Consider the following 21,699-nt stretch of genomic DNA (forward strand, 5'->3'; position numbering starts at 1 on the left):
ATGGCAATCAAGGAGACTTGTAGTGTACGTTAATACAAGTATTTTTTACGCTATGTATGTCAATAATTTGACGGATTAACCCCCCAACAATCCCCCTCGCCACCCTAAACACCCCACAATGCCCCTCTGCCACCGTATCTACATTGTCCGAATAGCCCCCGCCCATGACGACAGCGACAGGTATGCCGTAGCGGTGGGCGACACTTAGCACCATTTCATCACGCTCATGACAGCCTTGCATGGACAGCGACAGCTTACCGAGCTTATCGGTGGCAAGCACGTCCACACCCGCCTGATAAAAGATGAAATCAGGACAAAACTCATCAATCACTCTGGGTAATGTATCGGCAAGCACGCCCAAATACTCATCATCGCCCGTGCCGTCATCAAGCTCGATGTCTAGGTCGGACGGAGGTTTGATAAAGGGGTAGTTCTTTTTGCCGTGCATACTAAATACAAAAACATCAGGATTGTCCGCCATGATAGACGCATTGCCATTGCCCTGATGTACGTCCAAATCCACGCTCAAAATGCGTTTGGCTTGCCCTCGTGTCAAGAGCAGGTTGCTTGCCACGCACACGTCATTAAACACACAAAAGCCCTCGCCATGCCCTGCAAATCCGTGATGTGTTCCGCCTGATGTGGACAGGGATATGCCGTATTCTTTGGCGTATAAGGCACATTCATAGGTGGCGTGTGTGATGTAGCGTTCTCGTTTGACAAGTTCTCCCGACATGGGCAGACCGATTTTGCGAATTTCTTTTTCGGTTAGCGTACCTGTTTTTAATTTTTGCCAATAGTCGGCGGTGTGGGTCGTTAGGATTTCTTGCTCGGACAAGAGTTGGGGGTGAAATAGGTTATCAGGCGTGATAACGCCTTCTTGGAGCAGTTTTTGGGGAATTAGGTCGTATTTTGCCATAGGAAAGCGGTGGGACGCTGGCACACTATGGCAAAATAGGGGCGAATGGGCGATTTTTAGCATGGCTTATTGCGCGGTGTGGGTGGGCGTAAAAAATCCACTGTCCGACTCTTGGGGTAGGTCGTTATAATCATTGAGGTAGTCGTGAATGATGGGGCTGGGTTCGCTCTCCGCCATCGCGTCATCGAATAGTCGCTGTGCGATCTCGGTCAGCCCTGCCACGCCTTGTAGGTAGCAGCCGAGCGCCTTATCACTAAGGGTGCTAAATTCGGCATCGATTGACATCTTTACGCGCACCTCGCCATCAAAAGGGTCTAATTCAATGCTGCCAAAGGCGATGTTAAGATTGGCGCGGGCGATTTTCATTAATATGGAAGCGTAGTGGCTTGGCGGCACGGTCTCGGTCAGCACGCCAAAGATGGCAACCAGTTGATTATTCTCATTGACGCGGAACACACACGTCCAGTCCGATTGATTGTCCGTGAAACTTAAAATCATGTGGTGCGTGCGCATCTCGGCATCTTCTTCGGGTGTACGATGTTCGTATTTCCAACCTTGCTTATCGAGCCACGCCATGATGCGCGTACTGACTGCGTGACGGTGTGCATCTTCGCTGGGCTCTGGCTTGGCTGGAGTATCGGATTTTTGGAGTAATTGTTTTAATTTGTCTAAGATTTTCATGATGATTTGATGCTTGATTTTATTGTTAAATTGTAGCCCAAAGGGAGAGATTATGCAAAGCAAATCACCAAACTTATTGAAAATTGGGTTTTGCTTGGGACGGATTTTTGGTATCATTAGCCATATTTTTTAACTGATGTGTGCTATGACGGCTTTTGATAAATCGCCCATCTTAACCTTGGATGATGTGGATGTGCAGCGCGGTGAATTTGTGCTGTGCCAAGGGGTGAATCTAACCTTGGAAGCGGGCGATATTTGCCATTTGATTGGTGAAAATGGCTTGGGCAAGACGACGCTGTTATCTCAGATTGCAGGGCTTTTGCCGATGGTGTCGGGCAGGGTTGTTTATCATCGAGGCGACATACATCCTGTGTATGTGTCGCATCAGCTGGGCATTAGTGGCAGTCTGACGGTGGCGCAGAATTTGGCGTTCTTATTGTCGCTGTATGGCGTAGATGCGCATCGCGATGTGATTGATTATGCGCTGGAGCAAGTGGGACTGTATGGGCTGAACGACATCTCTAGTGTGCAGCTATCAGCAGGGCAGATGCGCCGTGTGGGGCTGTCACGACTGTTCGTGCTGTCGCCTGACGAGTCGCCATTTTGGCTGCTTGATGAGCCGCTGACGGCGCTTGATGTGCAGATGGTGGCACAGATTGAGAATCGTATCAGAGATTTTGCGGATCAAGGCGGTGCGGTGCTGATGACTAGCCATCAAGCCATCGGCTTAAAGACAGGCGTGCTGGATCTGGCGGAGTTCGCATTATGATGAAAAATGCCTTTGGCTCAATGCTGCTTCGTGAATGGCGCATCAAGCGTCAAGGCGCGGTTCAGTGGCTGTTCCCTTTGATGATTTTTTTGATTATCATTACGCTGTTTCCGTTGGCGGTGGGCAGTGAGTCTGCGCTGTTATTGCGCCTTGCCACGTCAGCCGTGTGGATCGCCGCGCTGTTATCCTTGGTGATGGGTGTGGATGATTTATTTAAGGCGGACATGGAGAATGGTACATTCGCGCAGATGGTGGTGTCGGGTTCACCTTTGTCGGTATGGGTGTTTGCACGATTATTGGTGCATTGGCTGTTTAGTGCAGGCTTTTTGGCGTTCTTGTCACTTTTGGCCAATCCATTATTTAACATGCCTTTTGATGAGACGCTCATGCTCATGCTGTCGATCATTGTGGGTTCGCCGCTCATGCTCATGCTGTCTGCGATCGCAAGCAGCTTGGTGCTGTCTTTGAAGAATGGCGCGGTGATGGTGCCGCTCATTGCACTGCCCATGCAGCTGCCTGTGCTGATCTTTGCCACAGGGGCGGTGGATCTATACGCAACAGGGCTTAATGGCTTACCGACGTTGGCGCTACTGGGCGCCATGAGCATCATCGCTGTGATCGTTACGCCGTGGGTGGTGGCGCAGATTCTAAAGATAGCTTGGTCGAGCTGATCAATTATGTATATGCCAAACAAAAAAAACCGCTCAGCTTCCGAGCGGTTTTTTTGTTTGTATCTAAGCCAGTCGATGACAGTCAAAAATGGGCATGCTTTGGCGGATTTTGGTTTGCTCGTCTTTATCAAATGTCGCAAAGACAGCCAAATAATCGCCTTGAATGTCACTCATCTGTGTATCAGCGATCACCTTGCCATGTGCGTTGGCTATGAGTGCGTGACCCCAAGTCTGACGAGTGTTACCACCAATGTGATGCGTGCCGCCTTGGGTGCTGCCGATCATCATGCATTGACTGTCTAGGGCGCGCGCTTGTAGCAGAAGCTGCCAATGCGCTTCGCCTGTCTTATGGGTAAAGGCGGCCGGTACGGTGATGATGTCTGCGCCCATCTGTCTTAGACGCTGAGCCATCGCAGGGAAGCGAACATCAAAGCAGATCATCATCCCAAGCTGTATGGTCTGCCCATGAATATACAGTGGTGTCACCACAAGTTGATCACCTGCCTCGAAGGTCTTGCCTTCATCATAGCTGCCTGTGCTGTCATTGACCGTCGCGCGAAATAGATGAATCTTATCATAGCGGGCGATTTGCTCGCCTGATGGGCTGAACACTAGGCTGGTTTGGCGGTATTTACCCTGTGGGACAGTTGTACCATCTGCGCGTGTGGCGCATGGTAGTGTGCCTGCCACGATGTGCACGCCATGTGATTTGGCAAGCTCTGACAGGTGGCGACTGACCTCATCGAATCGCGCTGCCAGTTCGCCTTGTCGCCCCATGACGCACATATTCTCTGGCAGGACAATGATGTCAGCAAGAGAGGCTGTCTCTGCGACCGCACGCGTGATGATGTCAAGATTGGCATTGATGTCGGTTTGGCTGTTTAGCTGGATGGCTGCGATTCTTATGCTCATGGTGGTATTTTTCTTAATCAGGAATTAGCCACCACCGACAGCTTGAACAACTTCAATGTTCATGCCTTGGGTGATGGGTGTGTCGGCGAGGCGTGATTTTGGAACCAGATTGCCATCGATTTCTACGGCGAATCTGCCTTGAGTGAGTTCAAGACTCTCTAGCAGGGCAAGCACATTGCTCTGATCGGTGCTGATGGCGTCGCCATTTAGGGTGATGTTTAACATATAATTAGGTTGTAATATGGATTTTTGATTATTTGATGACTTTTGATTTTGTGGTGGTTTACACCTTTACAAATGTGCCAAAGACCAAAACCAACCAGCCAAAGATCATGAGTGTCCCGCCAATCGGCGTGATCATACCAAGCCATTTGGGTGCGCCAAGAGCCATGGCATATAGCGTACCGCTGAAGATCACAATACCTGCTTGAATAAGATAAGCAGGCAGCGTGATGCGGTATTGACTAACCGCATTAAGCACGCCAATGGCAAGCAATCCAAGCGCATGGATAAATAGATAAAGTGTGGCCGTATCCCAAATTTCAAGCTCATAAGCGCCTGCAAAGCCTTGCAATCCATGCGCACCGAAAGCACCAAGACCGACACCGATGGCGAGATTTAAGGCGGAAATTTTTAACCAAGTCATGAATCATTTGCCCCGGATCAGTCATCAATTGTTCAGCATTGAGCTGTCTAGCGTCATCGCGTCACGAATCTTATCCATGGCGTTCTTTTCGATCTGTCGGACGCGTTCAGCAGAGATATTATAGACTGCAGCCAGATCATGCAGGGTGGATTTTTGATCGGCGAGCCAGCGCTGTGTGATGATGTCGCGTGAACGCTCGTCCAGCTCATCCATTGCTTCTTTTAGCGCGCTGGTGGTGTTCTCTTCCCAGTCCGTCTCTTCAACCACGTCGGCAGGGTCGACGGCGGCATCTTCTAAGAACAGCTGCGGCGCGTAACGACCTTCGTCTTCATCAGAATCCTGCATCTCAAAGGAAGCATCGTAGCTCGTCAAGCGGCTCTCCATTTCTAGCACTTGCTTGACGGTGACATTGAGATCATGTGCGATAGCTCCTGCTTCTTCTAGAGTGAGCTGATTGCTTGATTTTTTAAGGCTTCTTAGGTTGAAGAATAGCTTACGGTGCGCTTTGGTGGTTGCGACTTTGACGATACGCCAGTTTTTGATGACGAATTCGTGAATTTCCGCCTTAATCCAATGCACAGCAAAGCTCACTAAGCGCACGCCTTTGCTTGGGTCGAAGCGCTTAACCGCTTTCATCAGACCTAGGTTGCCTTCTTGGATTAGATCGGCTTGTGACAGTCCATAACCTGAATAACTGCGCGCGATATGGATGACAAATCGTAAGTGGCTCATGACCAGCAGGCGAGCCGCCTCAACATCGCCATCATGATAATAACGTTCGGCGAGTTGTTTTTCTTCTTCAGGAGTTAAGATGGGAATCTGATGCACGGTATTGATATAAGCGCCCAAATTAACCCCAGGGGCTGCCAGATGCGTGGGCATGGCAGGCACGAGGTCACGCGTTGCAACTTCGTATTCTGGTGTTGCTTTATTGTCATCATGATCGATGATGGTGCGTGTAGGTTTGGGCTTAGCGACAGGCTCAAAATCGCCGTCATAATCATCCAATTCCTCAATATCATCCATGTCATCGACTTCATGAAAACCTTCACCGAGCGCCTCTTCGTCCATCTCATAACTATCTTCATAGTCATCGTAGGCGTCGTCTTGGTAATCATCACCAAAGCCGTCATAGTCGTCTTGATAACCGTCGTTGTAGTTCTTTGTCATTGTCGTCTTTTTGGTTTAAATTTTAGTTCTATTGTAAGGTGTAAGACGCCTAAACGCTAGCCTTTTTTGCACCAATTTTTGTGATGATAAAGTGAAAACAGTTTTCTGTATTGTGTGCGTCCCCACTTTGCCAAGTTTGAACATCCATGTGGTTTTTTTGGCAAAACGCAACAAGGTCAGTTTGGGAATTTTTATCGCTAGCGATGAGATAAAGGCTTTCGCCATCTGCCACCGAACGCAGGGCAATTTTTGCTTTTAATAATGGCATGGGGCAGGGCATGCCGCGCGCATTAAAAAACGCGCTAATGGTCGCATCTTCTGCATTTTTAATATTATCATGGATAAATTCTAGCGTCGGGGCGTCTAATTGTTCGATAAGAGTAGGGCAGAGAGTCGGCATGTCAATTCATTCATCTAAACTATAAAACATCTGGTTAATATTTGGGCGGTGTTGTATTTTACAAGCCAAAACGAACGAATGCCCATAAAATTCGGCAAGTATTGAGCAAATAATATCAGCTTGATTGCAACGTGATTTAGTTTTATAGTAGGGGTGTTTATGATGGTTGGATAATAATATGATAAAAAATACAGTAATTGCAGCGGCATTAATATTATCCACGCAGGCGATGGCGGATGATGCTGTGCGCGTCAATGGGTCGGACCAGAGCCTAAGAGCACCGAATCTAAGCGCAGGCGTGGGATTTAATGAGCAGTATCATAACCGCCAAATTGCCCTATGGTCGCTACAGCAGATTAATGCGAACATGCCGCTCATCGATGACCCGTGGTCGGTGCAGGTACTGTATGCGATGACTGCTCAGATGAATGCATTGGTGCGGGCTCAGCCCATCATTGCTGTACCACTCATCAATGATAATAACATCAATGCATTTGCTGTGCCGGGCGGTGTCATTGGCATGAATACGGGCACGGTGCTGGCGGCAGGCGGCCTAGACGAGGTGGCGAGTGTGCTGGCGCATGAAGTGGCGCACCTAAGTCAGCGTCATTATGAACATCGCTCGGATAATGCCAAAAAGCTCATGGCGATACAGTTGGGAGGACTTATTGCGGCATTGGCAGCAAGTGCTGCTGGAGGGGATGCTGCGCTTGCTGTCATGGCGGGATCCCAGACGGCGAGCGCAGAGAATGCCGCCGCGCACAGCCGAGAGCATGAGCGAGAGGCGGACAGGGTGGGGCAGCAGATTCTATCTGAAGCTGGATATGATGCGCGTGCCATGCCAAGATTCTTTAATCAGCTTTATAGACAAGTATCTTTAAATCAATCAAAAAACGCCTTCTCGCCCAGCTTTATGCAGTCGCATCCATTTACGATGGAGCGACTCTCTGAAGCCAGCGCGCGTGCAGCAAATTATCCACGTGTGGCGATGAGCGAGAAGCAGGTTCAAGATAAGCTCTTTGATGAGCTTTATTGGCGCTTAAAATATCTATCCAAACAGGCAACCAGAGCTGACTTAACCGCGAACGCCAACCAGAGCGATGGCGCACGGCTCGCCCTTGTCATGCATCTGACAGATCACAATGAATATCAGGCGGCGCAGAGAGCGTTTGACCAAGGGGGTTTTGGCGAGTATGATGTATTACCGAGTATCGTACAGGCGCATTTGCACACCGCTCAGCATCACTATGATAAGGCAGTATCCGCCTTAAGTCGGATTCATAATATCTATCCTGAGCGGCGAGATCTAAGGCTGTATCTGGCGCATAATCTGATTCATGATGGTCAAATCACTGAAGCGCTTGCGTTGATTCAGAGTCTAACGCATCAGAATGCGTATGATGTACAAGCGTGGCAATTGATTAGACAGGCATATGAACAAAAGGCGCATACAGATGCTGACGCTCGCACTAGGGATATATCCACCATTTATGCGCTACAGGCGCGATCACAGGTAGAACTATGGACCGGCAAATATCAAGGCGCGCTACAGTCGAATGCTCAGGCGATTAAGGTTGCTCAGAACCATCAGGATCTAAGTGCGCTCATCGGTATGCTTGATAAGGACAAAGAGACCATATTAACCGCACGCGATTTTAAACCAAAATAAACTTAATGATAAAAGACCCATGATATTCATGAGTCTTTATTGATTGAGCTTGCAAGGTGTGATTAGGCGGTCAGTGCTTTTTTGACAAGTCCTGAGATGACAGCAGGGTCGGCTTGTCCAGCGGTCTTGTCTTTAACCGCGTTCATCACACGCCCCATGTCCTTCATGCCAGACGCGCCAAGCTCACCGATGGTCTCATTGATGATGGCAAGGATTTTGTCATCAGATAACTGCTCAGGCAGAAATGCAGAAATCACGTCAATCTCAAACTGCTCTTTTTGCGCCAAATCATCACGCCCATTGGCGGTGTAAATGCCTAGAGATTCTTGGCGTTGTTTGATTTGCTTTTGTAAGATTGCCAGTACATCTTTATCATCAAGCTTAGTCTGTCCGTCAATCTCGACTTGCTTGATGACGGCTTGGACGTTGCGCAGCACTTTGACTTGCTCCATGTTTTTGGCTTTCATAGCAGTCTTGATGCTGTCGGTTAAGGTTGCTTTTAAGGTCATGTTTGTCTCCGGTTTTCTTTAGTTTACAGGATTGTTCTAAATCATTTGCTTAATTCAAGCAGTCTATCATACACTGCGCTTTTTTTAATACCCAATACATCCGCCACGATTGCACTTGCTTTTTTTGGTGGTAATTCTTTAGCAATGGCAAGTAGCCATTCATCATAATCCGCTTTTTGTTCTTTTTGGGTATTACCTGCCACAACCAGCACAATCTCGCCACGTTGTTGGTTGGGGTCATTCTTTATAAATTCTAATAAATCAGCCAGCGGTAATTTTTTTATCGTCTCAAAGGCTTTGCTAATCTCACGGCACAACGTGGCTTCTCGCTCACTGCCAAACACGTCCGCCATGTCGGATAGGCAGTCTGTGATGCGGTGCGGTGCTTCATAAAAAATCAGCGTCTCAGTATGAGCTTGATATGCCTTTAAGGCTTCTATCCGCCCATGTTGTTTGGCGGGCAAAAACCCCACAAAACTAAACTTATCAGACGGCAAACCCGACACAGACAACGCCCCGATGACCGCACACGCCCCGACAATCGGCACAACGGTGATGCTCTCATCATGACACGCCTTCACCAGTCGATAACCAGGGTCAGAGATAAGCGGTGTGCCAGCGTCCGAAATCAGAGCAACTGATTGACCGCTTTGCAATCGCTCGACCAGTCGTGCCGTCTGTGTGTCGGCATTATGCTCATGATAGGCGGTGGTGGGCGTGGCTATGTTAAAAAAACTTAATAATTTACCGCTGGTGCGAGTGTCTTCGCAGGCGATTACGTCCACAGATTTTAGGGTGTCAATCGCCCTTGCCGTCATGTCGTTTAGATTGCCAATGGGGGTGGCAACGATATATAAAATGCCTGTCATTTTTGCCTTTGTAATTTAAATAATGAGTGTTAATTTTATTTGGGCGAATGTGATTTCCCCTACAATAATTCACAAATTTTTAATTATCATTGTTTAATTCTGTATTATCCGATTTATCATTTTCTAAATTTATATTTTCTAAATCTACATTATCCAAATTCAAATCCTCGCCCAAATGTAGCCAATTGCCCAATACGTCCGCCAATTCATCAAGCCCTTCTTTATTTAATGCCGAAAACAGCTGAATGGAAAATGGCAAGTCTAAGGCTTGCAGTTGTTTTTTGGTTTGCAAAAGAGCGGTTTTTTGAGCCCCACGTTTTAATTTATCCGCTTTGGTTAATAATACATGAACGGGCAAGTCGCCGTCCTTTGCCCAATGGAGCATTTGCTCATCAAAATACTTCAACGGGTGGCGAATGTCGGTGAGCAAAATTAGCCCCGTCAGACTTTCACGATGAACAAGGTAATTTTCAAGCTCTTTTTGCCATTTGATTTTCATCGCTTCTGGCACTTGGGCGTAACCATAGCCCGGCAAATCCACGATACGACTATGTTCTGAGCCGACATTAAAAAAATTAATCATTTGCGTCCGCCCTGGGGTTTTGGAAGAGCGGGCGAGCTGTTTTTGGTGGGTGATGGTGTTGATGGCGGACGATTTACCTGCGTTTGACCGCCCTGCAAATGCCACTTCAAAGCCTGTATCAGGCGGGCAGAGTTTTAGGGTGGGGGCGGAGAGTGAAAAGGCGGTTTGGCGGATGATTTTTTGGTAGTCGGTGGTGGTCATGATGTCAAATATAACTGCTAAAATGATAAAATAGTGTATCATGAAAGCCATAAAATAGCGATAATAAAAGGCGTGGATGTGTCTTTAAGCCCAATAATTAAAGGCTTGCAAATCATAATCTAGTAAAGTTGTTGCTGGCCTGTTTTGGTGGTAAATGTGGTTTGTGTTATTATCAGGCCCCAAACTTTATGTTCAGGTACATTGACATAAGATGGGTAATTGCCAACGAGCACTCATGAAAACCCAGCCTGATAATAAATCTCAATCCTAATAGTTACCAAATTCGCCTTGAAACTTGGCAAAAAACTCGCATAATATGCCATAGACATTCTAATTGGGAGTGGTTATGTTAAAGTTATTTAAAATTGGTCTGGCAGGTCTAATTCTTGCCACCGCAACCGTAAGCCATGCCGACATTACTGATACTTATAATAAGACTTGTGGCACCTGCCATGACAGTGGTGCGCTAAACGCCCCAAAAAAAGGCGATGTGGCTACTTGGAATAAGCTAAAATCCGAAAAAGGCATGAGTGCACTTGTCAAATCCACCAGACAAGGCATGCCAAGAATGCCTGCGATGGGCTTATGCCAAAAATGCACCAATGACGACTTCGAAAAATTAATCGAGCATATGGTGAAATAGTTAATTCTATTGGCTGGCTAAGATTTTTATCGATGGATTGGTAAAATAAGCCAAACTGCATTGAAATTATAAAATCTATGGATAATTTGGCGGACATTTTTATAAAAAACAAAAAAATGAAAAAAATGTTACCAAAACCACAATTTTTGTAGGAAAATTTAGTGAAGTCTTGCTATAATAGCAGCCATTCTGGAAAAGTATTTTTCTTGAAGCCATATTAGTATTTTATTTTTGAGTTATTTTGAACAAAACCCAAGACTTGGGATGATTCCCAGTAGTTAGTAGGAAATTGTTATGAAACCTGCCAATAAAGCCACTTTCGCCAAACTTGTTCTTGCTGCAGGCTTTGGTATTGCCAGCATGACCGCTAGCGCAGTTACTGTACCAAGCTATGACATCGAAGCAGGCAAAAAAATCGTTGATGCCAACTGTGCTGCTTGTCACGGTGCTAACGGTGTTTCGGTTGCACCAGCTCAGCCAAACCTTGGTGGTCAGAACATCAAATATCTATATAAGCAACTGGTTGATTTTAAGACCAAAGCACGTCGTAACGGTGTCATGGAAGCACAGCTTGTGGGTCTAACTCAGCAAGATTTGGCTGATGTGGCAGGTTATTATGCTGCACAAACACCATGGACACCGGGTTATGGCAATAAGGCAACCTACGCTGCCGCTCAAAAACTATACCTAGGTGGTGATAAGAGCCGTGGCATCATCCCATGTGCAGGCTGTCACGATCCTAAAGGTACTGGTAACGAATGGGCTGCATTCCCACGTCTAGGAGGTCAGCACGCTACTTACCTAGCCACTCAGCTGAAGATGTTCCGTGCCGCAGGCCGTGAAGATGAAGGTGTTATGGCGGAGCAAGTACGTACCAATGACAGCGCCAAAAAAGGCGAAAAAGGTATGATGCAGATGGTTGCAGCCAAACTGTCTGATAAAGACATCAAGATTCTATCTGAATTCTTGTCAGCGGTTCACTAATCATATCGCATAACAAAAAGCCCCTTAGTGGGGTTTTTTGCTGCCTGCTGATTTCTTGTTTATGGTACAATACAGCATTTAAAGATAAATCCATCTTAAGGTAGAACCATGTTTCATAGATATACCGTCTTTTTTGTGGCGTGTGCATTGCCGCTGTTGTTTGCACAGCAATTAGCACCGAATATGGCGCGAGAACTGGATTTTTGGTTGATATGGGTGATTGCCATGACGCTTGTCGGGTTGCCCATCCTATTTGCAGAATTCGCCTTATCAGCGCGCAGCGCAGATGCGCCATGGCTTGGCATGCAGAAACTGACGCGTGAGGCGGATGTGTCTGTGGTTTGGCGTGTGTTTGCAGGTCTGTCTGTGTTGGTGTCTATCTTAATTGCTGCTAACATCACGTCGCGTGTGGCGATGGGCTTTGAAGCGCAGCTGCCAAATATTGCTCAGAATGTTGATGTGCCAAGCATGGGCATGAGTGCTGCCTTGATGGTGGTTGTGCTTATTTTAAACTTACTAAGAGCAAAGCTTCTACCTGTCGGATTACTGCTTATTTTTGCAGGTTCTTTGATCTCTTTATTCGATGGTGGGCTGACCAGTGGCGTGAGTGTGCCTGTATTAACAGAAGTGACCCCAGGAGAGTGGGGGCGTGCCGTGTTGCTTGCGCTGCTGTCTGTGGGTGTGGGCACAGGTCTTTATTGGTTTGGCAGTCAAGGCACGGCCAGCCAAGTCATGCAAGCAAAAAAATCCTTAACAGGACTGATCTTGCCAATATGGTTCACTCAGCTGATTTTTGGCTCGTTGGCACTGCTGGTGGGCAGTTCGATGGTGACGCCACTATCGTTTGTAGTAACTGGCGTAGGCATGCTGTTGATTGCTGCGTTCTTGCTGTCTTATGCAGGGCTTCAGCTGGTGGCGCGTTTTGGTCTGCTATTTGGTAGTTTGATCTTGCTCGTGCTTGCAGTGTTATTTAGTCCTTTGCCGTCTGGCGTGTTGTTGATTGTATTGGCGGTGATTAGTCTGGTGGCGGTGTTCGTTCTTGCTGTGTTTGCAGGATTTGTGATGAAAATTAGCCATTTGCGAAAGACGCTGAACTTTGGCAGCGAGGCGCGCTATAATATCTGGCGTGTGTTGGTGCGCATCCTTGTGCCGATCGTGCTGATCTCTGCGCTTGTTGGTCTGTTGATTGAGTATTTGGCGTGATTGATATTGCCATTGCTTATGTAGCGCTTGATGGTAAGCAGTATTATGAGGAGCTTAGCGTGCTTGATGGCACAACCATTTATCAAGCGATTGAGAGAAGCGGGTGGTTTGAGCTGCCTGAACTGGCTGATTTTAAGGTGTGGTGCGCCAATAACCATACGCAAGACCCCAATCATCGGGCATGGTATGTGGGCATCTACAGCCAAAAACAAAAGCTTGATGCCATCGTGCAACAAGGTGATCGTATTGAGATTTATCGATCATTGTCGCATGACCCAATGTCAAGGCGCAAAAACCGCTCAAAATCACTCATGAAGTCTAAATCACCCAAGATGTAAGGGTAATAAAAAAGCACGCAATGATTGGCGTGCTTTTTTGTGTTTTAGAATTTGCAATTATTTTTTGGCAGGCAAGCTGTCGCGTCCATCGATGCGCACCACGCGACCGTTCTCAAAATAAACGCTCATGTATTGGCTGGCGTTTTTAACGTTTGGTTTGCCTTGGCGCTTACCGTCTGTACCTGCGGTGTAATCATAAACATAATCCCAACGGTTTGGGTTTAGTGTATCGCGCACCGCAGGACTACCTGCCAAATACAGCACCTGATCGGCAGTCATGCCCACTTGCAGTTGTGCAGCTTTTTCTTGGGTGATGGGCGTACCTTGAGGTAGATCAATGGTATAAACGCGAAAAATGCCACAGCCGGACAATGCCAAAACCGATGATAGACTTAGGATTGCTAGAATGTTTTTCATGATGTTGTCTCTATAATGCTGTCTTTTAATGACGCTAAAAGTATAAAATTTTTAACATATTAAACGCAACTCATCAAATATGCAAGTTTTTATTGCTTAAGATAGTCTTTGTTCTGTTGGTCAAGCAATAAGCATACAGGATTAATTTGGTTTAATTAATATGAAAGTTGAGTTATTTTATTGGGAATTTGACATTTTTGGGTGTAATTTTAACAAAAATATGATAAAGTATGCTTAAATATAATTGTAATTGATTATCATATGATAATTGCAAAGTTGTCGACATTTGATAAAATCAATCATTAAAAGGTTTTGATTATGGCATTTACTAACAAAGATCTACGAAAAGCAGGGCTTAAAGTCACACTTCCACGTATTAAGATTCTTGAGTTGCTTGAGACAGCTGAGCATCATCACATGAGTGCTGAAGATGTGTATCGTGCCCTGGCATCTCAAGGCGAGGATGTAGGCTTGGCGACCGTTTATCGCGTATTGACGCAGTTTGAGCAGGCGGGCATTGTTGAACGTCATAACTTTGAGAATAACTTATCGGTCTTTGAAATCGTTCAAGAAGATCACCACGACCATCTGGTATGTGATGTGTGCGGTAAGATTGTCGAGTTTAACAATCAGGTCATCGAAGATGAGCAGTTCCGCGTAGCAGAAGAGCATGGCTTTAAGCTGTCAGCACATTCTTTGGTGTTGCACGGCGTGTGCAGTGACGAAGAATGTCAAAAAACTTTAGAGAATTAAAATACCGCCCTTAGTGCGATTTTGATTCATTCTAAAAGTATTGAAATTTCATAAAAACAGCTTGATGTTATCGAGCTGTTTTTTATTGGCGATTAGCTGAGCTAGATGTCTTTGGCGACTGCTTTGGCGGCGTCGATATTGATCAAGCCGTGCTCGATGAGATGTCTTAGGCTGTGTTCTAAGCTGACCATGCCATCGACTGCACCTGTTTGGATGGCTGAACGCATTTGTGCGGTTTTATTGTCACGTATCAGGTTTCTAATGGCGGGTGTGGCGATCATGATTTCGTGCGCAGCGATGCGTCCGCCATTTACCTTGGGTATCAGCGTCTGGGCGATGATGGCTTGTAAGGATTCAGACAACATGGCGCGAATCATGTTCTTCTCATGTGAATCAAAGACATCAATAATGCGATCGACCGCCTTAGTAGCGCTATTGGTATGCAGGGTGGACAGCACCAAGTGGCCTGTCTCGGCAGCGCGTAGAGCAAGTTGAATACTCTCTAAATCACGCAGTTCTCCGATTAATATCACGTCAGGATCTTCACGCAAGGCAGACTTTAGCGCGCGATCAAAGCTGTGTGTGTCGCGATGTACTTCGCGCTGATTGATGAGCGAGCGCTTGGAATGATGGATGAACTCAATCGGATCTTCGATGGTTAAAATGTGTGCGGCGCGTGTCTCATTGATGTGATCGATCATGGCAGCGAGTGTTGTGGATTTGCCTGACCCTGTTGCGCCTGTGACGAGAATTAGGCCTTGGCGTAGGGCGCATAACTGCTTAAAGGTATCGCCAAGATTCAGCGATGACATGGTTGGTATCTGACTGGGGATGATGCGAAAAACCGCTGCCACACCACGATTTTGGAAAAATATATTCGCACGGAATCTTGATAATTCTTTGATTTCAAAAGAAAAATCAATTTCTTTGTGTTCTGCTAATTGTTCTAACTGATCATCACTCATGTGCATGCCCAGCATGGCGATGATATCGTCATGCGATAAAGGCAGCATGCTCACCGAAGTCATGCTGCCATCAATGCGCAGATAGGGCATCTCGCCTGTGGATAGGTGTAGGTCTGATGCGCCAGATTGTATGGCGTAGGCGAGCAGTGTAGATAAAGTGGGTGGGTTCATGGTGTTTGGATTTTAATAATTGGATTAAATTGATGATTATTTTATGATAAACTTATCAAATAAAAAAGCAAAATCATCGGAATTAATAATGAACGACCTTAAGCATAATTATGAGCAAGTACTGGCACGGCTAAATGCCGCCAACCAATCGGCAAATCGAGATAATGGGGCGGGGCTGCTGGCGGTGTCTAAGACCAAGCCTGCTGCTGACATCCGTACCCTATATGAGGCGGGTCAGCGTGATTTTGGTGAGAATTATCTACAAGAAGCACTCACCAAGCAACAACAGCTGACCGATCTGTCCATTACCTGGCATTATATCGGGAGTATCCAGCGCAACAAGACACGAGATATTGCCGCACATTTTGATTGGGTGCATACCATCGAGCGTGCCATCATCGTTGAGAGACTTAATGATCAGCGCGGCGATCTTGCGCCTTTGAATGTGCTGATTCAGGTGAATATTGATGATGAGGACAGCAAATCTGGCGTGCAACCTGATGAGGTGTTAGCACTTGTGGATGTTATTCATGGTTTGCCAAAGCTGGTCTTGCGTGGATTGATGGTGATACCTGCCAAAGAAAGTAGTGATGCTTTTATTCGTACTCGAGCGCTGTTCGATGAGGTTGGACGTGCTCGCGATCTGCCGAATTGGGATACGCTTAGCATGGGTATGAGTGGCGATATGGCGGACGCTGTTGCGCATGGATCGACCATCGTGCGTGTGGGTACGGCATTATTTGGCCAAAGAGATTATTCCAAGTAATATCAACAAAAACCCGTCAAGAGACGGGTTTTTGTTGGATGGATTAGAATGCACCTGTAATCGACCAGCCGTTCACGAGTGGGTAGCGACGTTCGCGGCCGAACGATTTTTTGCTGATTTTGGTGCCGATGGCGCCTTGGCGACGTTTGTGTTCAGCGTTATCAACCATGTGCAGGATTTTCTCAACCACAGCCGGCTCATAGCCTGCTGCGCAGATTGCCTTGTAGCCTAGATCTTCATCAATGTACATCTTAAGGATGGCGTCTAGCATCTCATAATCCGGTAAGCTGTCTTGGTCGGTCTGATCAGGACGCAGTTCGGCAGATGGTGCGCGCGTGATGACGCGCTCTGGGATGACAGGATTATCTTCTAGGCGGTTGCGGTAATTGGCAAGGCGGTACACGTCAGTTTTGTACACATCTTTTAGCATGTCAAATCCGCCCACCATGTCACCATATAGGGTGGCATAGCCGACCGCATTTTCAGATTTGTTGCCTGTGCTGACCACCATGTGACCAAACTTATTGGACAGCGCCATCAAAATGGTGCCGCGAGCACGAGCCTGTAGATTCTCTTCGGTGGTGTCAGGCGCGCTGTTCGCCAATAATGGCGCCAATGCAGCACGCATGCCTTCGACGGCATCGTGAATTGGGCAGACGGTGTATGAGACATTAAGTCTAGCAGCTTGGGCGGCGGCATCTTCTAAGCTCATGCTGGACGTGTATTCATATGGCATCATGACGGCATAGACTTTGTCTGCACCCAGAGCATCGACTGCCAAACACAGCGTAAGCGCACTATCAATACCGCCTGATAGGCCGATAATCACACCCTTAAAGCCCGAGCGATTCACATAGTCACGAAGACCCACTACTAAGGCTTGGTACATTTCAGATTCTTCAGACAGAACCAATGGCGCCTTGAGCTGCTCATCGAATACTTTCGTATTGGGGTTAAATTGCGCCATGATTAGCTGATTTAAGAATCTAGAGCCTTCATGCGCAACTGTACCATCGGCCTGTACGATGAGTGAGCCACCATCGAACACGATGTCATCTTGTGCGCCGACTGTATTGGCGTAGATGATTGGTAATTCATGGGTCTTAGCTTGACGAGTTAGCAGTTCTTTGCGCTTGATTTGCTTGCCTACTTCAAATGGTGAAGCATTCAGCACCACGACAAGGTCAGCGCCTTCTTTTTTGAGTGTGCGAATTGGGGCATCGTGCCAAATGTCCTCACAGATGAGCAATCCAATTGTCGCGCCCTTGTAATCGAACAGTACTTGATTGCGGCCCTGATTAAAATAACGATGCTCATCAAAGATGCCATAATTTGGCAGGCATTGCTTGTGGTAAAAGCCTTTTTGGCTACCGCCTTGTAGGATGGCGGCTGAGTTGAATGTACCGTGCTGATCGATGTGAGGATACCCTAGGATGATGACAATGCCTTCGATTTTGGAAAGCTCGTCCATGGCGATTTTAACGCGTTCAGCCAGGGTGGGGCGCAGCAGCAGATCTTCTGGTGGGTAACCGATGAGCGCAAGCTCTGGGAAAATCACGATATCTGCACCTTTGCTTTTGGCGTCTAGTGCCAATGCGCTCATTTTTTTGACGTTTCCTGCGATGTCACCCACCCAAAAATTGGTCTGCATGATGGCAAAAGTAATCGTACCTAGTGGTGTATCAGTGCTTTGTAGCGACATTTCGCCATCAGCTGTTTTGATTTTTGACATTTTTTATAATCCTGTAAATGATAAATTCATGATGATTTCATGTAATCGCCATTCTGGCGTGTTCGATACAAACTTCATGTTTGTGTTGTAATTTAATGAATTGCGCCCGCCCAAAAACCATCCAATGTGCATGCTTTTTAAGCAAAAAATACTCGGCACACCTTAGTATAGCACAATAATTGTGTTTTTGGCGTTTTTGGGAGGGTTTTGTGGTATAGTAGCAATTTGTTTTGGTTACTTAGGATTGCTTATGTTTGCTTTTATTTTAAATGTCATCATCATTTTGATTGTGATGAAGATATTTTTTAAATTCATGTACCCAAAGCCGCCTAAGGAATTTTTTGCCAAAGAAGGTGACGACACAACGATGCGCACCTGCGACCATTGCGGGCATGAGCTTGCTACTTATCGCGGGATATTGGAGCGGAATAGATCGGCTGAGAGGTTCTTCTGTAATGACGAACATCGTTTGGCATATCTTGATGGTGTTCAAAATAAGAGCGCGCCATCTGATGATCATGCAAGACCCAACTAAATAATAAATACAACACAGCATGGATGCTTATAATGTCTGATTCTTCCTTTGCTAAGTTATTCAAAAATTGGCGCCTGCCTTGGTGCACCCATCACCCAACAATCGGCATCGAGATTGGTTCATCATCTGTGCAGGCGGTGGTGCTTGAGCGTTTCCGAGATCAATGGCACCTAAAAGCGTGTGGCGTTCAAGATTTCGATGGAGATGCTGAAGATGTGACAGTACAGCAGTTGGCTTTGACTCGTCTTTTGATGAGATTGGGCGTGAGTCAAGGCAGTGTCTCAGTGACAACTCACACACCTGTGATGAGTCGCACCATAGCTTTGCCAAGCGGTCTGTCTGATGATGATATTGATCTACTGATCCGCCTAGATGCTGATAAATACATCCCACATCCTTTAGATGAAGTGAGTTTTGATTTTTGGGTGTTGGGCGATGATGGGCGTGAGATGTCTGTCTTATTGGTGGCGGTGCGTATGTCTATGGTGGATAGATGCGCGGAGATCGTCGCGGCGGCTGGGCTTGATGTGGATGTGGTGGACGTGCATGAGTATGCTTTGGCACGGGGTCTTACGCCTGTGATTGTGGATTTATCAGGTGAAGTGGCAATTATTCATATTGATGATAGCAAAACCTATGTCTATGCAGCGAATATGGATCAGCATCGCATCTTTTCAGGATTTCATTATCGACAAGAATACTTAAATCACGCCTTGGTTTCGGCTGATAACATTCGTGCCGTCAAGGTGGAATTAGATGCTTCTAAGATTACCCCAATCAATGATAATGACTCGGTAGAGGGCATGGATTTTTATGAATTTTTGGCGCAGCATAGGCAGGATGCTACTAAGAGTGCTGATGCGCCTATCAAGCAATTAAGCAAGTCTTTGGATTTCGATCACCCCAGTAATATCCATTCGTATTCATCGGATTATGAAATTCGCTTTGATGGGGTTGTAGATGCTGGTGCTGATTTGACAGAGTCATTGGGTGAAGCGCCTGCCTGTCATGATGTTAGTGAACAAGTCGTTAATCTGCAAAAAATGCTTCTGTCTTATGAATCTTCCGCTCACACCAAGGTGGATGTCGTTGTTCTTTCGGGTTTATCAGATGAGTATTTGGCAGCGCAATTATCACAAGCTGTAGGCGTTCCTGTTTATCTTGCAGATCCATTTCTAGGAATGAGCATTAGTCGTGGTGTAAGCCAAGCTGAATTAGACGGATCGTCTAGACTGGTGGTGGCTTGTGGTCTTGCCATGCGTGGATTCGATGGGGTGTCAGATGAATAATATCCCCAAGATTAATCTCATGCCGTGGCGTGAGATGCGCCGAATTCGTAAGAATGCGCAATTTCGTCGCGCATTAATTCTTGCGACTGTATTGTCTACTGGGTTGGTTGGTGGTGCGTACATTTATGAAAAAGGTAAACTCAATCACCAAAAGGCCATCAATGACGACATCTCAAATCGCATCATTGCGCTTGATGCGGATATTGTGAAGATTGCTGCATTGGAAAACGAGCAAAAAGCGCTGCTGGATAAAGTTACCATCATCAATGATCTGCACGGCAATCGGGCGGCGCTTGTGCGATTCTTTGAGTATCTGGCGCGTACAAGCGCAGGCTTAGTATACTTTGAGCGTGTGACATTATCAGGGGAGATGCTGACACTGACAGGCGTATCTAAAAGCTCAGCCGATGTAAGTCGATTCTCCCAAAACATCAGCGCAGATGCACAGAGCGTCCTTGATGATGTGATGGTGGTTGGACTACAAGATGTGCCAAATGGCGCGGTTAATTTTGTGATTTCCGCCAAGTTGATTTTAGATTCTAAGCAAGTCGCTGATAGCTCACCAAACGACTCATCGGTAGTACTGCAAGGCGTAGCAGATGATCAAGAGGATGCGCCATGAATAGAGAACATAGACCGTCATCATCAGAGCGCATTGCGCAGACTTGGCGAGAGCTTAACAGCTTGACTTTGGATAATCTGGGTGCAGCACCCAGATGGTTAAAGGTGTTATTACTGGCATTGTGTGTTCTATTCATAGGGGTGTTTGGCTGGATGTTATTGATTAAGCCTATTAAGCTTGCGCACAGTGCACTGATGACGCAGGAGCAGACGCTCATCAGTCAATACGCCCAAAAATACGCCAAAGCACAGCAGCTAAGTGCCATAGAAAATCAAACCCAGATTCTCAATCGTGATCTAGCAACCATCATTGAGGTCTTGCCAACAACGCTGAACATGGGCCTAATCGTAGAGCAGCTGCATGCGGCAGCGATGCGCATAGGCGTTAAGATTGTGGATGTTAAGATGCAGTCTGAGGTTGAATCAGAGCTATTTTTTGAAAGGGGGCTGACCATCACAGTAGAAGGCGGTTATCACGAGATGGGTCGGTTGCTTTCTCAGATTTCATCGCTATCGGTGGCACTGACCTTTCATGATTTTGACATCGAAAAATTATCTCAAAACGGCAACCAGGCCAAGCTTCGAATGACGCTACATGCCAAAGCCTATCGCGCTAAAGTCATTGATGTGACTAAGGAGGCGGCGAGTGACTAAGCTCATAAAAGGCGTGTGCTTGGGCCTATTTGCCATGAGTGTGATGGGTTGCCAAAAATCATCTGTCACCGATGAGGTGGATGCTAAGCTTGATAAAATTCATCGAATCGCCATCCCAACGCCTGTTCCGATGAATGAGAATCATACACCATTGATTGAGGATTATCATGCGGCGAATGATCCTTTTGTCGCTCCTGTTGGTTTGATGAGTTTCACAGCATCTGCTGATATGTCTCAAGATAAACCGAAGGTAGTGGGTGTAGACGATAAAAGTCGATCAATTGAGCAACCCGAAGAAAATATCACCAAAACCTCAAAGCCTGCCATTAAATACGGTAAATCTGTCAGCGTAGACCTATCTAGACCCCGTCAAGTGTTGGAAAGTTATGCGCTAAATTCGCTCAGCTATCGTGGTCGCATTGAGCAAAGTGGGCAAGTGAGTGCACTTGTGCTGAGTCCTGATGGTGTTGCGCATCCTGTGCAAGTAGGGCATTATCTGGGTCAAAATCATGGCAGAATCGCTCACATCGACCGCCACGAGATCATCCTAAAAGAAGCGATCATGCAAGAAGATGGTCGTTATTATGAACAAATTAATCGCCTAAGATTTCACCCTTGATATGAGTAAT

Annotated in this window: 26 protein-coding genes and 1 pseudogene; 14 read left to right on the forward strand and 13 right to left on the reverse strand. The window is 46.5% G+C overall.

Annotated elements, in window-relative coordinates; all coding sequences use genetic code 11:
• Positions 1 to 85: 85 nt before the first annotated feature.
• Positions 86 to 982, reverse strand: a pseudogene (locus DYD54_RS02800) (histone deacetylase family protein); the annotation flags it as partial.
• 3 nt (positions 983 to 985) lie between these two features.
• Entirely contained in the window at positions 986 to 1,600 is a 615-nt protein-coding gene (locus tag DYD54_RS02805; protein WP_167541384.1) for a type III secretion system chaperone family protein, read from the reverse strand.
• A 145-nt stretch (positions 1,601 to 1,745) separates the two neighbouring features.
• Between DYD54_RS02805 and ccmA the strand changes: the two genes are divergently transcribed.
• Together ccmA and DYD54_RS02815 are read left to right on the forward strand one after the other, a co-directional pair.
• Positions 1,746 to 2,369, forward strand: coding sequence for a heme ABC exporter ATP-binding protein CcmA (gene ccmA / locus DYD54_RS02810; protein WP_063513660.1), 624 nt, complete (start codon positions 1,746 to 1,748; stop codon positions 2,367 to 2,369).
• Positions 2,366 to 3,040 carry a heme exporter protein CcmB gene (locus DYD54_RS02815; RefSeq protein WP_063513661.1) on the forward strand — a complete coding sequence of 225 codons (675 nt, stop codon included), beginning with the start codon at positions 2,366 to 2,368 and terminating at the stop codon, positions 3,038 to 3,040. The genes ccmA and DYD54_RS02815 overlap by 4 nt, the downstream gene beginning before the upstream one ends.
• A gap of 63 nt (positions 3,041 to 3,103) precedes the next feature.
• Here the strand turns inward: DYD54_RS02815 and DYD54_RS02820 are convergent, their stop codons facing one another.
• The 5 genes from DYD54_RS02820 to DYD54_RS02840 form a co-directional block, all read right to left on the reverse strand.
• A complete protein-coding gene (locus DYD54_RS02820; RefSeq protein ID WP_063513662.1) occupies positions 3,104 to 3,952 on the reverse strand; it encodes a carbon-nitrogen hydrolase family protein in 849 nt (282 codons plus the stop codon).
• 24 nt (positions 3,953 to 3,976) lie between these two features.
• A complete protein-coding gene (gene thiS / locus DYD54_RS02825) occupies positions 3,977 to 4,177 on the reverse strand; it encodes a sulfur carrier protein ThiS (RefSeq protein ID WP_046696224.1) in 201 nt (66 codons plus the stop codon).
• Positions 4,178 to 4,235: 58 nt separating this feature from the next.
• Positions 4,236 to 4,598 carry a DUF423 domain-containing protein gene (locus DYD54_RS02830; protein WP_046696225.1) on the reverse strand — a complete coding sequence of 121 codons (363 nt, stop codon included), beginning with the start codon at positions 4,596 to 4,598 and terminating at the stop codon, positions 4,236 to 4,238.
• 24 nt (positions 4,599 to 4,622) lie between these two features.
• A complete protein-coding gene (gene rpoH, locus DYD54_RS02835) occupies positions 4,623 to 5,480 on the reverse strand; it encodes an RNA polymerase sigma factor RpoH (RefSeq protein WP_218563669.1) in 858 nt (285 codons plus the stop codon).
• A 337-nt stretch (positions 5,481 to 5,817) separates the two neighbouring features.
• Positions 5,818 to 6,168 carry a sulfurtransferase TusA family protein gene (locus DYD54_RS02840; protein ID WP_063513664.1) on the reverse strand — a complete coding sequence of 117 codons (351 nt, stop codon included), beginning with the start codon at positions 6,166 to 6,168 and terminating at the stop codon, positions 5,818 to 5,820.
• A gap of 178 nt (positions 6,169 to 6,346) precedes the next feature.
• On the opposite strand from DYD54_RS02840, the gene DYD54_RS02845 reads away from it, so the two are divergent.
• Positions 6,347 to 7,837: a M48 family metalloprotease gene (locus tag DYD54_RS02845; protein ID WP_063513665.1), complete on the forward strand. Its 1,491-nt coding sequence runs from the start codon at positions 6,347 to 6,349 to the stop codon at positions 7,835 to 7,837.
• 62 nt (positions 7,838 to 7,899) lie between these two features.
• Here DYD54_RS02845 and DYD54_RS02850 read toward each other — a convergent pair whose 3' ends face one another.
• The 3 genes from DYD54_RS02850 to yihA all read right to left on the reverse strand — a co-directional run bounded on the left by DYD54_RS02850 (position 7,900) and on the right by yihA (position 9,999).
• Positions 7,900 to 8,346 carry a GatB/YqeY domain-containing protein gene (locus DYD54_RS02850; RefSeq protein WP_063513666.1) on the reverse strand — a complete coding sequence of 149 codons (447 nt, stop codon included), beginning with the start codon at positions 8,344 to 8,346 and terminating at the stop codon, positions 7,900 to 7,902.
• Positions 8,347 to 8,387: 41 nt separating this feature from the next.
• Positions 8,388 to 9,215, reverse strand: coding sequence for a 16S rRNA (cytidine(1402)-2'-O)-methyltransferase (gene rsmI / locus DYD54_RS02855; RefSeq protein WP_063513667.1), 828 nt, complete (start codon positions 9,213 to 9,215; stop codon positions 8,388 to 8,390).
• Between the two features lie 79 nt (positions 9,216 to 9,294).
• Positions 9,295 to 9,999 carry a ribosome biogenesis GTP-binding protein YihA/YsxC gene (gene yihA, locus DYD54_RS02860; protein WP_084260728.1) on the reverse strand — a complete coding sequence of 235 codons (705 nt, stop codon included), beginning with the start codon at positions 9,997 to 9,999 and terminating at the stop codon, positions 9,295 to 9,297.
• Positions 10,000 to 10,345: 346 nt separating this feature from the next.
• Here yihA and DYD54_RS02865 point away from each other — a divergent pair, with 346 nt between their 5' ends.
• The 4 genes from DYD54_RS02865 to DYD54_RS02880 all read left to right on the forward strand — a co-directional run bounded on the left by DYD54_RS02865 (position 10,346) and on the right by DYD54_RS02880 (position 13,167).
• Complete coding sequence (locus DYD54_RS02865; RefSeq protein ID WP_063513668.1) at positions 10,346 to 10,642, forward strand: c-type cytochrome; 297 nt, start codon at positions 10,346 to 10,348, stop codon at positions 10,640 to 10,642.
• A 294-nt stretch (positions 10,643 to 10,936) separates the two neighbouring features.
• Positions 10,937 to 11,626, forward strand: a complete 690-nt coding sequence (locus DYD54_RS02870) for a c-type cytochrome (protein ID WP_063513669.1) — start codon at positions 10,937 to 10,939, stop codon at positions 11,624 to 11,626.
• 108 nt (positions 11,627 to 11,734) lie between these two features.
• A complete protein-coding gene (locus DYD54_RS02875) occupies positions 11,735 to 12,829 on the forward strand; it encodes a hypothetical protein (protein ID WP_063513670.1) in 1,095 nt (364 codons plus the stop codon).
• Positions 12,826 to 13,167, forward strand: a complete 342-nt coding sequence (locus DYD54_RS02880; RefSeq protein WP_228703583.1) for an RnfH family protein — start codon at positions 12,826 to 12,828, stop codon at positions 13,165 to 13,167. Before DYD54_RS02875 ends, DYD54_RS02880 begins: the two co-directional genes overlap by 4 nt.
• 57 nt (positions 13,168 to 13,224) lie before the next feature.
• Here DYD54_RS02880 and DYD54_RS02885 read toward each other — a convergent pair whose 3' ends face one another.
• Positions 13,225 to 13,584: an outer membrane protein assembly factor BamE gene (locus tag DYD54_RS02885; protein ID WP_063513671.1), complete on the reverse strand. Its 360-nt coding sequence runs from the start codon at positions 13,582 to 13,584 to the stop codon at positions 13,225 to 13,227.
• A 318-nt stretch (positions 13,585 to 13,902) separates the two neighbouring features.
• Between DYD54_RS02885 and fur the strand changes: the two genes are divergently transcribed.
• Positions 13,903 to 14,337 (forward strand): ferric iron uptake transcriptional regulator, encoded by a 435-nt coding sequence (gene fur / locus DYD54_RS02890; protein WP_046696234.1) that lies wholly within the window; start codon positions 13,903 to 13,905, stop codon positions 14,335 to 14,337.
• 101 nt (positions 14,338 to 14,438) lie between these two features.
• On the opposite strand, the gene DYD54_RS02895 is transcribed toward fur, so the two are convergent.
• Positions 14,439 to 15,473 carry a type IV pilus twitching motility protein PilT gene (locus tag DYD54_RS02895; RefSeq protein WP_063513672.1) on the reverse strand — a complete coding sequence of 345 codons (1,035 nt, stop codon included), beginning with the start codon at positions 15,471 to 15,473 and terminating at the stop codon, positions 14,439 to 14,441.
• Between the two features lie 88 nt (positions 15,474 to 15,561).
• Here DYD54_RS02895 and DYD54_RS02900 point away from each other — a divergent pair, with 88 nt between their 5' ends.
• Positions 15,562 to 16,239, forward strand: a complete 678-nt coding sequence (locus DYD54_RS02900) for a YggS family pyridoxal phosphate-dependent enzyme (RefSeq protein ID WP_063513673.1) — start codon at positions 15,562 to 15,564, stop codon at positions 16,237 to 16,239.
• Positions 16,240 to 16,282: 43 nt separating this feature from the next.
• Here the strand turns inward: DYD54_RS02900 and DYD54_RS02905 are convergent, their stop codons facing one another.
• On the reverse strand, positions 16,283 to 17,941 hold the full coding sequence (locus DYD54_RS02905; protein WP_228703611.1) for an NAD+ synthase: 1,659 nt from the start codon (positions 17,939 to 17,941) through the stop codon (positions 16,283 to 16,285).
• Between the two features lie 280 nt (positions 17,942 to 18,221).
• Here DYD54_RS02905 and DYD54_RS02910 point away from each other — a divergent pair, with 280 nt between their 5' ends.
• The 5 genes from DYD54_RS02910 to DYD54_RS02930 are packed head-to-tail and all read left to right on the forward strand — an operon-like array spanning position 18,222 to position 21,689.
• Positions 18,222 to 18,506, forward strand: a complete 285-nt coding sequence (locus DYD54_RS02910) for a hypothetical protein (RefSeq protein WP_063513675.1) — start codon at positions 18,222 to 18,224, stop codon at positions 18,504 to 18,506.
• A gap of 32 nt (positions 18,507 to 18,538) precedes the next feature.
• On the forward strand, positions 18,539 to 19,795 hold the full coding sequence (pilM, locus tag DYD54_RS02915) for a type IV pilus biogenesis protein PilM (protein WP_063513676.1): 1,257 nt from the start codon (positions 18,539 to 18,541) through the stop codon (positions 19,793 to 19,795).
• Positions 19,788 to 20,417 (forward strand): PilN domain-containing protein, encoded by a 630-nt coding sequence (locus DYD54_RS02920; protein WP_063513677.1) that lies wholly within the window; start codon positions 19,788 to 19,790, stop codon positions 20,415 to 20,417. The genes pilM and DYD54_RS02920 overlap by 8 nt, the downstream gene beginning before the upstream one ends.
• Positions 20,414 to 21,070: a type IV pilus inner membrane component PilO gene (locus DYD54_RS02925; protein ID WP_063513678.1), complete on the forward strand. Its 657-nt coding sequence runs from the start codon at positions 20,414 to 20,416 to the stop codon at positions 21,068 to 21,070. Before DYD54_RS02920 ends, DYD54_RS02925 begins: the two co-directional genes overlap by 4 nt.
• Positions 21,063 to 21,689, forward strand: a complete 627-nt coding sequence (locus DYD54_RS02930; protein ID WP_063513679.1) for a pilus assembly protein PilP — start codon at positions 21,063 to 21,065, stop codon at positions 21,687 to 21,689. Before DYD54_RS02925 ends, DYD54_RS02930 begins: the two co-directional genes overlap by 8 nt.
• Positions 21,690 to 21,699 lie beyond the last annotated feature (10 nt).

The sequence above is a fragment of the Moraxella ovis genome, from assembly GCF_900453105.1.
Taxonomy (GTDB): domain Bacteria; phylum Pseudomonadota; class Gammaproteobacteria; order Pseudomonadales; family Moraxellaceae; genus Moraxella; species Moraxella ovis.

Excerpts from the sequence above, each read along its gene's own strand:
- DYD54_RS02850 (WP_063513666.1), bottom strand. The coding sequence starts at position 8,346 with ATGACCTTAAAAGCAACCTTAACCGACAGCATCAAGACTGCTATGAAA.
- DYD54_RS02830 (WP_046696225.1), bottom strand. The coding sequence starts at position 4,598 with ATGACTTGGTTAAAAATTTCCGCCTTAAATCTCGCCATCGGTGTCGGT.
- rsmI (WP_063513667.1), bottom strand. The coding sequence starts at position 9,215 with ATGACAGGCATTTTATATATCGTTGCCACCCCCATTGGCAATCTAAAC.
- DYD54_RS02815 (WP_063513661.1), top strand. The coding sequence starts at position 2,366 with ATGATGAAAAATGCCTTTGGCTCAATGCTGCTTCGTGAATGGCGCATC.
- DYD54_RS02840 (WP_063513664.1), bottom strand. The coding sequence starts at position 6,168 with ATGCCGACTCTCTGCCCTACTCTTATCGAACAATTAGACGCCCCGACG.
- yihA (WP_084260728.1), bottom strand. The coding sequence starts at position 9,999 with ATGACCACCACCGACTACCAAAAAATCATCCGCCAAACCGCCTTTTCA.
- DYD54_RS02870 (WP_063513669.1), top strand. The coding sequence starts at position 10,937 with ATGAAACCTGCCAATAAAGCCACTTTCGCCAAACTTGTTCTTGCTGCA.
- DYD54_RS02885 (WP_063513671.1), bottom strand. The coding sequence starts at position 13,584 with ATGAAAAACATTCTAGCAATCCTAAGTCTATCATCGGTTTTGGCATTG.
- ccmA (WP_063513660.1), top strand. The coding sequence starts at position 1,746 with ATGACGGCTTTTGATAAATCGCCCATCTTAACCTTGGATGATGTGGAT.
- DYD54_RS02895 (WP_063513672.1), bottom strand. The coding sequence starts at position 15,473 with ATGAACCCACCCACTTTATCTACACTGCTCGCCTACGCCATACAATCT.
- DYD54_RS02820 (WP_063513662.1), bottom strand. The coding sequence starts at position 3,952 with ATGAGCATAAGAATCGCAGCCATCCAGCTAAACAGCCAAACCGACATC.
- pilM (WP_063513676.1), top strand. The coding sequence starts at position 18,539 with ATGTCTGATTCTTCCTTTGCTAAGTTATTCAAAAATTGGCGCCTGCCT.
- rpoH (WP_218563669.1), bottom strand. The coding sequence starts at position 5,480 with ATGCCCACGCATCTGGCAGCCCCTGGGGTTAATTTGGGCGCTTATATC.
- DYD54_RS02805 (WP_167541384.1), bottom strand. The coding sequence starts at position 1,600 with ATGAAAATCTTAGACAAATTAAAACAATTACTCCAAAAATCCGATACT.
- DYD54_RS02875 (WP_063513670.1), top strand. The coding sequence starts at position 11,735 with ATGTTTCATAGATATACCGTCTTTTTTGTGGCGTGTGCATTGCCGCTG.
- DYD54_RS02910 (WP_063513675.1), top strand. The coding sequence starts at position 18,222 with ATGTTTGCTTTTATTTTAAATGTCATCATCATTTTGATTGTGATGAAG.
- DYD54_RS02900 (WP_063513673.1), top strand. The coding sequence starts at position 15,562 with ATGAACGACCTTAAGCATAATTATGAGCAAGTACTGGCACGGCTAAAT.
- fur (WP_046696234.1), top strand. The coding sequence starts at position 13,903 with ATGGCATTTACTAACAAAGATCTACGAAAAGCAGGGCTTAAAGTCACA.
- DYD54_RS02905 (WP_228703611.1), bottom strand. The coding sequence starts at position 17,941 with ATGTCGCTACAAAGCACTGATACACCACTAGGTACGATTACTTTTGCC.
- DYD54_RS02865 (WP_063513668.1), top strand. The coding sequence starts at position 10,346 with ATGTTAAAGTTATTTAAAATTGGTCTGGCAGGTCTAATTCTTGCCACC.
- thiS (WP_046696224.1), bottom strand. The coding sequence starts at position 4,177 with ATGTTAAACATCACCCTAAATGGCGACGCCATCAGCACCGATCAGAGC.
- DYD54_RS02920 (WP_063513677.1), top strand. The coding sequence starts at position 19,788 with ATGAATAATATCCCCAAGATTAATCTCATGCCGTGGCGTGAGATGCGC.
- DYD54_RS02925 (WP_063513678.1), top strand. The coding sequence starts at position 20,414 with ATGAATAGAGAACATAGACCGTCATCATCAGAGCGCATTGCGCAGACT.
- DYD54_RS02845 (WP_063513665.1), top strand. The coding sequence starts at position 6,347 with ATGATAAAAAATACAGTAATTGCAGCGGCATTAATATTATCCACGCAG.